General features: G+C 32.9%; 7 protein-coding genes. 3 read left to right on the top strand and 4 right to left on the bottom strand.

Translation table 11 applies throughout. The features are described 5' to 3' along the window. Positions 1–157 precede the first annotated feature (157 nt). Positions 158–1,870, top strand: coding sequence for a cation-translocating P-type ATPase (locus MWH30_RS12780; RefSeq protein WP_248664484.1), 1,713 nt, complete (start codon positions 158–160; stop codon positions 1,868–1,870). Here the strand turns inward: MWH30_RS12780 and MWH30_RS12775 are convergent. The 3 genes from MWH30_RS12775 to istA form a co-directional block, all read right to left on the bottom strand. Next, the gene (locus MWH30_RS12775; RefSeq protein ID WP_248664483.1) at positions 1,815–3,377 is read right to left on the bottom strand and encodes a recombinase family protein; all 1,563 of its coding nucleotides are present in this window, start codon (positions 3,375–3,377) and stop codon (positions 1,815–1,817) included. The two genes, MWH30_RS12780 and MWH30_RS12775, sit on opposite strands and share 56 nt — an antisense overlap. A gap of 296 nt (positions 3,378–3,673) precedes the next feature. Continuing rightward, a complete protein-coding gene (gene istB, locus MWH30_RS12770) occupies positions 3,674–4,498 on the bottom strand; it encodes an IS21-like element helper ATPase IstB (RefSeq protein WP_248664482.1) in 825 nt (274 codons plus the stop codon). A gap of 84 nt (positions 4,499–4,582) precedes the next feature. Then, entirely contained in the window at positions 4,583–5,398 is an 816-nt protein-coding gene (gene istA, locus MWH30_RS12765) for an IS21 family transposase (protein ID WP_248664481.1), read from the bottom strand. Between the two features lie 242 nt (positions 5,399–5,640). Between istA and MWH30_RS12760 the strand changes: the two genes are divergently transcribed. Then, positions 5,641–6,324 carry a DUF7847 domain-containing protein gene (locus MWH30_RS12760; RefSeq protein WP_248664480.1) on the top strand — a complete coding sequence of 228 codons (684 nt, stop codon included), beginning with the start codon at positions 5,641–5,643 and terminating at the stop codon, positions 6,322–6,324. 83 nt (positions 6,325–6,407) lie between these two features. On the opposite strand, the gene trhA is transcribed toward MWH30_RS12760, so the two are convergent. Continuing rightward, entirely contained in the window at positions 6,408–7,046 is a 639-nt protein-coding gene (gene trhA, locus MWH30_RS12755; RefSeq protein WP_248664479.1) for a PAQR family membrane homeostasis protein TrhA, read from the bottom strand. Between the two features lie 376 nt (positions 7,047–7,422). Here trhA and MWH30_RS12750 point away from each other — a divergent pair, with 376 nt between their 5' ends. Next, positions 7,423–7,671, top strand: coding sequence for an AbrB/MazE/SpoVT family DNA-binding domain-containing protein (locus tag MWH30_RS12750; RefSeq protein ID WP_248664478.1), 249 nt, complete (start codon positions 7,423–7,425; stop codon positions 7,669–7,671). Positions 7,672–8,712: the final 1,041 nt, after the last annotated feature.

Raw genomic sequence — 8,712 nt, 5'->3', positions numbered from 1 at the left:
CACTTAACACTTTATCAAAAGAGGAGTCCCTTTTCTAGTTTTTATACTAAATTTACCTATACTTATTTTACACTATGTTCTTCTCATTTTTTATTACTTGCTTGAATACTAATGAATATAAATTGATTTATTTAATTAAGCAATAAGGAGGGAAGCTATGGAAGAACTGAAAGAGGATAGAATATATCAGCTTTCGATTTCCAAAGTACTTAATAAATTTAAAAGCAATCCTGAGCAGGGATTAAGCGAAAAAGAGGTCAATTCTCGTCGTCAACAGTATGGGACTAACGAAATACCTGATCAGAGCAGCACATCTATATTTGGACTCTTACTAGATCAGTTTAAAGATTTTATGGTTTTGGTCTTAATTGGGGCTGTGGTTATTTCAGGATTTTTAGGACAAATGGACGATGTAATAGCTATTATGGCTATTATTATTTTGAATGCAGTGATGGGTTTTGTGCAGGAATATAGAGCTGAACGCTCTCTGCAAGCACTAAAGGAGCTAACTGCTCCTAAAGCTTTGGTTTTAAGAAATGGACAACAACAGGAAGTAGCTACTGCTGAATTAGTGCCTGGAGATATAGTCTATTTAAAAAGTGGAGATAAAATTCCAGCAGATGGCCGTTTAATTGCCAGTACATCTTTGGAAGTAGATGAGGCTGCTTTAACTGGAGAGTCGATTTCGGTAGCTAAGGAAGTAAAGCCGATAACTGAAGAAGATCTTTCGCTAGGTGATAGAAAGAATATGCTTTATATGGGAACTACAGTAGTTAAAGGTAAGGCGAAGCTGGTAGTAACTGCTACTGGTTTAGAGACTGAAATGGGTCAAATTGCTAATATGTTACAAGAAAGTGAGGAACGAGCTACTCCTTTACAAAAAAAGTTAGACCATTTAGGAAAATGGTTAGTTTATCTTTGTTTAGTAGCCTGTGCAGCTATTGTAGCCTTGGGAGTAGCTCAAGGAGAGTCGGTTTATAATATGTTTTTAGCTGGAGTTAGCTTAGCAGTGGCTGCTATTCCTGAAGGTTTGCCAGCTATTGTGACCTTATCTTTAGCTATTGGTGTGCAGCGTATGATTAAAAGACAAGCGATAGTTCGGAAGTTGCCAGCAGTAGAGACATTAGGTTGTGCGACGACTATCTGTTCAGATAAGACGGGGACTCTAACTATGAACCAGATGGAAGTAAAAAAGATATATGTTGCAGGGCAGAGTTATGATTTGAATTCAAATTTAAATTCGTTAGCAATCTTAAAAGAACCTTTGAAGATTGCTGCTATCTGTAATAATGCTCAAATCAAGCATAAATGTAGGGAAGTGGAGAGTTTAGAGAGTGAATTAGGTGGACAGAAGGAAAGTATGGAAATTTTGGGTGATCCTACTGAAGGAGCTTTGTTATTAGCTGCTCAAAAAGTAGGTTTGAAACCAGCTCGCTTAAGATCAGAACTTTCCAAGCGCTGGGAGGTACCTTTTGATTCAGAACGAAAACGGATGTCTGTAATCGGTGCTAAAGATGGAGAGGCTACTCTTTATTTAAAAGGGGCTCCTGATATAGTGTTGGAGAGATGTAGTTATTATTGGAGTGAAGGAGAACGCAAATCTTTAAATAAAAGGAAGTTAAATAGACTTAAAGCTAAAAATGAGCAGTTATCGAGTCAAGCTTTGAGGGTTTTAGCTGTAGCTAAACGTAGCTTGCCGAGTAATTTTGATCATCGTTCTTTAGAGGATTACGAAGAGGAGCTAGTGTTTGTAGGTTTAATTGGAATGATCGATCCTCCGAACATTACGGAAATGCAAAAAGCCACCCCCTTGATTACGAGAAAAAGAGCTCAATCCTTACTTTTCCTTCGTCATAGACTATCTTATTGATAACTGACTGCAAGAAATTTCTTTTTTCTTCAAAATCCATTTTTTCAAATATATCATCAAACTTTCTTAACTGTTTTAGGACTAATTCTTTGTTAATTAGTTTGGACTTTATCTCTCTATGTCTGTTCTTTAGATTGACCAGCTTATCCTGTAAACTTTCTTTCTCTTCAGCTAATCTTTCCAGCTCTTCTTCTACAAATTCAAGCAGTTTATCAGACTTACTCTTTTTCAGTTTATCTATTAAGTTACTTTCTTCTTCGGCGATTTCTGTCAATCTGTTTTTTATTTTATTTTGCTTTTCTTCTAATTCTTCTGCTTTGCTATCGGTGTCAACTTTATTTTTCAGCTTAGCTAAAAAGTCTCTATCGTTGCATATTGAGCTAAGCTTAGCCAATACTACTTCTTCAAGCTCTTCTGCTCTGACTGTCTGTCCTTCGCAGGCTTGCTTGCCTTTTTTTTCTTTAGTGCTGCATTTGTAATACTCATATTTTTTGTCATTAACTACAGTATAAGTGTAGGTCATAGCTTTTCCGCATTTGCTACACTTAGTTAGCCAGGCTAGTAGACTCTTTCCAGTTCCTGCTCTAGCAGGTTTATTGGCTCTATTAGAACGTTTATTCTGTACTTCAATATATAACTCTGCTGGAACTATTCCTTCGTGCTGTCCAACCGCTACTATCCAATTCTCCTTATCTCGGGCGGTATTGCCTGCACGTCTATTATATCTGATTAGGCCTCGCTTACCGTCGATGGATTCTTGATTATAGACTGTGATTCCCTGTTTTTCAAAAAAATTAATAGATTTTTTATTAGCTATACAGTATAATGGATTCTTCAACAAGAGTGACATCTGGCTATTATTCCACTCACTACCAGTTGAGGAGGGGATCTTTTGCTTATTGGCTTTGATTACATTGTTTCTGATACTTCCATCTGGCTTTAGATACCATTGATATAGCTTCAATACCTGTTTAGCTTTTTCATTTTTAATTATGCCAGTTTTATCCTTGGCTTTAAGGTCATAACCCAAAGGCGGTCTTCCGCCGTTCCAGCGGCCTTCTTGAGCGTTTTCAATCATATTATCTTTGACTCTTTCACCGGTCATTTCACTTTCAAATTGAGCAAAGTCAACTAGTATATTTCTGATCAGACGGCCCATTGGGGATGAGGTATCGAAGTTTTGGGTTACTGAGACAAAAGATATATTATGTTCGTCCAGTATAGCCATATAATTGTGAAAATCGTCAACTGACCTAGCGAAGCGGTCAAGCTTATAAACTAGTAGGTAATCTATATTATCTAAATATCCATTCTGAATATCGTGGAATAACTTTTGAAAGTCTGGTCTGCTGGTAGATCTACCTGAGTAATCAAGATCGGAGTATTCTTTTTGTAGCTTAATATTATGTAGTTCACAGTATTGTTTGATTTTTTCTAACTGAGTATTTTGGGTGATCATGTTGGCCCGAGCTTTTGAGACTCTAATGTAAGCTATTGCTTTTTTCAATCGGATTCCTCCTTGCTTTCTGATGACTTTATTATAACATTTTTTGTATATTAGATTCAATGGTGATGAGTAAAAAGATGCTTTGCTTTATATCAAAGTAGAAACTTTAATTCTTTGAACTGTTCTAAAAATTAAAAAGGTAAATTATTTTTTTATGTAGAAATGATATATTATGTTATATTATCGATATATATAAATTTTAATGGACTATATTGGGGTGTGTTTGTCAATGAAAAAATGTACAAAAAGGGAATTTAAAAATGTACAACTTGCTAACATCCCTATTTCCAATCTAGTTAATTAATCCCATCTTTCTTCTTGAGCATTGAATGCTCTAATCTATAGCTTTTACCTTTAAAAACTATTATTTGAGCGTGATGTATTAAACGATCTACCATTGCTGTAGTTAGTCTATTATCTCCTAGTACTGTATTCCACCTCCCAAATTCTAAGTTTGTGGTGATGATTATACTTTTTCTTTCATAGCATCTAGAAACTACTTGAAATAAAAGATCTGCTCCGTCCTGATGGAAGGGAACATACCCTAATTCATCTATAATTAATAGATCCATCTTATCTAACTTCTTGAAGAAGTTAGGCAGTCTTTCTTTGCGGTGCTTATCTACTAGTTCGTTTATTAAGTCTTGAGTTGAAAAGTAGAGTACCTTCTTATTTAGTTGGCAGGCTTGAATCCCTAGGGCTATAGCTAAATGAGTTTTCCCTGTGCCTACACCACCGTAGAGCAATAAATTCTCCTTATTTTCTATAAAGTTAAGATTGATTAAGTCGCTACGTTTACTGTCTTCGGGTAATTCTATCTCCTCCCACTTAAAGCCTTCTAAGGTCTTCAGGTAAGGAAATTTAGCTTGTTTTAGTAATCTGTTTGTTCTTCTAGTATTCTTGGCTTCTAGCTCTAGTTCTAGCAATTTCATTAGATATTGAGCCTTATCTTTAAACTCAATTTCCTGCCAATTGTCTGCTACTGCACTTAGTTTTAATCGCTGACAGTATTCTTTTATCCTATCCTTATAGGTGTTATTTTCAAACTGGATAAAGCCATATTTATTTGCTTTTGCCTTCTTTAGTCTATAGCTATCGTATTCTTTTGAGGGCAGCTGCATAAACTTAGCTTTCTCTTGATTAAAGAGCTCTTTAAACTGAAGTTTTTTCTTATAATGATTTCTTTGTAAGTCGGTGACAGACTTTTATAATAGCTCTTTATTGAATTTATTTAAGTCTTCAAATTGAACTATGGGGACAAAGAAGTTCCTTCTTACATAGCAAATCTTATTTTCTACATTTCCTTTCTCGTTGCCCTTGCCTGGATTACAAAATACAGGCTTAAAACGGTAGTGAGCTGCAAATCTTCTAAAAGATTCTGTAAAGCTTCGGCTGCCGTCTGGATGAATTTTAGTTACTGCTGCTTTTGAGTTATCAAACCAGATCTTATTTGGAACTCCACCTATGCTTTCAAAGATGTTAATTAAGCCTTCTATTAAGCAGTCCTGGTTCTCACTCCAAAATAACTGTACAAAACTGGCATTGGAAAAGGGAAAGCTCAGTACTAAGTAGTGTCCTTTCCTCTCTTCTCCCTGATATCTAACTAAAACTTCTCCAAAGTCAGCTTGAGCCTCTCCCCCAGGATGCTTTAAAGGAAGAGCGGATTTATTGTTCCCATAAATCTCTTCCTTTTTAACTTTGACATACTTCTTGACACTACTGTAACTACCTTTAAATTTATGCTCTTCAACTAGCCTTTCATAAATTCTTTTGGCTGTATGTCTTAATTTTCTAGGGTTCTTCTTATCTTCAATAAGAATTTTATCGATGATTGGTTTAACTGGATCCATTACTGGAGCTTTTCTTTCTCTAGTTGTTAGTCTTTGAGATAAATTCTCCATTTCAGCATATTTCTTAACAGTTCTACGGTCAATATCTAGCTCTTTTGCAATTTGATTATAGCTTTTGTCTTCCATATCACTGGCAACTCTGATATAATTAATTTGAGCCATTGCTAACATCCTTTCTACCTCCTTGTATATTGGTTGTATACTCAGAGGTTATTTTATTTTTGGGATGTTGGCAAGGCTTTTTTCCATTTTTACCTGTACATTTTTAAATTGCCATCCTGTACATTTTTAGATTACCATAAACACTATATTGGGGAGGTAATAAGAAAAATGAGATAAAAAATGTGGTTTAGAGAATTGGTAAAGTTGTTTAGAAGAACTTTAAAAAGCTAATAAAAAGGAGAGATGACTTAATGAAAAGTAGGAGTTTTTCTAAAGGTGAAGCTATTAGTTTTGGCTGGGATTTGACTAAGGAAAATTTAGGGTTCTTTATTATTCTATCTATTATTTATTTTGCAGTTTTATATATTCCTCTTTTTATTGCTGGAGCTGTAATGGAGGTAAATTATTCTTTAGGGATTGTTTTACAGGTGATTGATTATATATTGGATATTATAGTATACTTAGGCTTTATAAAAATTGCTTTTAAATTTTATGATGATGAAGAAGTTAGCTATGGGGATCTATTTTCTCAATCACATTTATTTTTTAAATTTATAGGCGGAATGATACTTTATGTTTTAATCTCAGGTATTGGTTTTATCTTGTTAATTATACCAGGTGTTATTTTGGCAATTAAATTATTTTTCTTTGATTATTTCATTATTGATAAGGATTATGGGGTTATAGAGTCTTTAAAAGAAAGCTATGCACTTACTAAAGGTGTTAAGTTCAATTTATTTCTTTTCTTTTTAATGTTAACTGGGATTAATATTTTAGGGCTTTTATTTTTATTGGTAGGGTTGTTGGTTACATTTCCGATGTCAATGTTGGCTACAGTATATGTATATCGTAAGCTAGTAGAGTTTCAAGAAGCTGATCAAGTGGTTGAAGAACCCCAAGAATCCCAAGAAACCCAAGAATCTGTTAATTCTTAATGTTAGCATTTTGATACTTGATGTTGAGTATGAAGAAGTTGTATTAGCTAGGGCCCGGATAGGGCCCTGTTTTTATATTTTAACTACTGAATAACTGCCGTATGTACTAATAAGTAATTGAAAAAAGCGCCAAGTAAAATGAAAAAATGAAATATTTCGTGAAAACCAAAGCTTGAACTAAACTGCGGTTTTTTAAGAATATAAAAAGCAACACCAATTGTATATGATATTCCGCCTGCAAAAAGAAGTGATAATTCAGTACTAGACATAGCCCTAATAAATCTTGTTATAGGTACAATGCCAATCCACCCCATCAGTAAATATATGATAGTGTATAGATAACGAGGTGCATTTAAGTAAAAGAACTTAAAAAATACTCCTCCTAAAACAAGCGTCCACTGGATAATGATGATGCTCCATTTCCAATAGCCAGAAAGATAAACAAAAGAAATAGGCGTATATGTGCCGGCAATCATTATAAAAATGGCTATATGATCTAGTTTGCGCCAAATTGATATCTCTTCATTATGTTTTTTATTGGCATGGTAAAGGGAACTGGCCGAAAATAATAAAATAACAGATAATCCATAAATGAGTGATATAGTTTTCAAAGCGAAACCTTCGGCTATGTAAATTAAGTAAATTGCTCCTATTATAGCTAATATAAAACCGATAAAATGAGAATAGAATGAAACTTTTTCTTCTTTTTTTATGGTAGACACTCCTTTTCTTGGTTAGTTTTTATCTTTTAAATTGTAGTTTATTATTGTTATTCATCACTAACTTTTTAAAACTTAAAATTATAAATAAAGATTAGCTCAAATTAGTTTAATTGAACAAAGACTTACATTAATTATTATACTTTTAAAAAATCTTAATGACAAGCTTAGTTTGGAGAGGAAAGTAATTTTTTGAGATTACTTAAAGAAAAAGAAAATATTTTATGAATTTTTGAAAGTTTATTTAAGTAGCAGGGATTATGTATAATATCTAGAAATAGATAAAGCAGTATTTTTTGTAAACTGCTTAAAAATAATAAGGGAGGATGATAAATAAAAACAAGTTTAGATCTTCACTTTTCTGAAAGGGGGAGAAGTTATGAAATCAATAGGTATTGTAAGGAAAATAGATAATTTGGGAAGAGTAACTATTCCTAAGGAAGTAAGAGATAATTTAGGCATAGAGAAGGGAACTCCTTTGGGAATCTATATTGATGGTGAAAAGCTTATATTCAAAAAATATGAGCCGCAGTGTACTTTTTGTAGTAGCGAAAAAGATATAGTTAATTTTAAAGATAAAATTGTTTGCTCTGAATGTCTATCTGAAATTGAAGAAGAAGTTAGTTAACTACAAGTGGCTTCATTGCTATAAGAAGTTAATAGAGCAGCTGGACTACTTAAAATTTAGGTGTAGCTTAAGATTTTATAAATATGAATAAGGCCCTATATTATCGCCTAGATACTTTTCTTGGCTTTGATAGGGCCCGATTTTTGTGTTAATTGGTTAGTTTGTCATTATTTTTGGTCTATATTTTACTGTATTAGTTAAGCACAATTTTTTCAATGTTAAGTTCATTTTTAAATGCTTTAAATGATTGTGTTTCTAATTATTTTTAAAACTATAAATATTACAATTAAGATTACTAATAATCGGTTTGCTTTTGTTTTCTTTTTTGATTTAGACATTTTTTATTTGTCCTTCACCTCCTAACTTGAACAAACTTCAAAAGGATACTTTAGATCTCTATTAGTAATTCTTAAGATACTTGTTACTGGTTGAAAAACTGCTTATTTATTTTAGAAACAACTCCTTCACATCCATTGTCCAGTTCTACTTTAGTTCCAACGGGATAAGGAACTAAATAATTGAGAAATCTTTCAACTATATGACTAGCTAACTTTTTGATTAGGGTTAAATGCATTATGGAAATCTTTGATTTATTAGTATCAAGATTAGGGCCCTGATCTTTAAATAGAACAGGGCCCTATATTATCATTTATATAGCTTTTTGCTAAACTTCGACAAGTATCTACAAAAAACCATTAATGTAATTTAATTCATACTTAATACTTTCAACAAACTAATTAATATTCCTTTTTTATTTTATAATATTTTACAAAAATAAATAAACTAGGAGGAGTAGTGTCGTATTAACTTTATGTCCTTGCCCCTTGTATTTTGGACAAGTTTTAGCTTTCTATTTCAAATGACAAAGTAACATAATATACCTCTTTCTATGCAGTCATTTGTTAATATTATCCATCGGTTAAAATAAAGGTGTCCTTGCCCCCTATATTTTGGACAAGAAAAAACTATGCTTTTCTAACAGAAAATTGCTCTAATTTACTCGCTAATTCTTATGCTACTAGCTTGACACCATCTATTAGC

It is taken from the genome of Fuchsiella alkaliacetigena (assembly GCF_023227765.1).
In the GTDB taxonomy this organism is placed as follows: Bacteria; Bacillota; Halanaerobiia; order Halobacteroidales; family Acetohalobiaceae; genus Fuchsiella; species Fuchsiella alkaliacetigena.
This window is presented reverse-complemented; position numbering and strand designations above follow the sequence as displayed.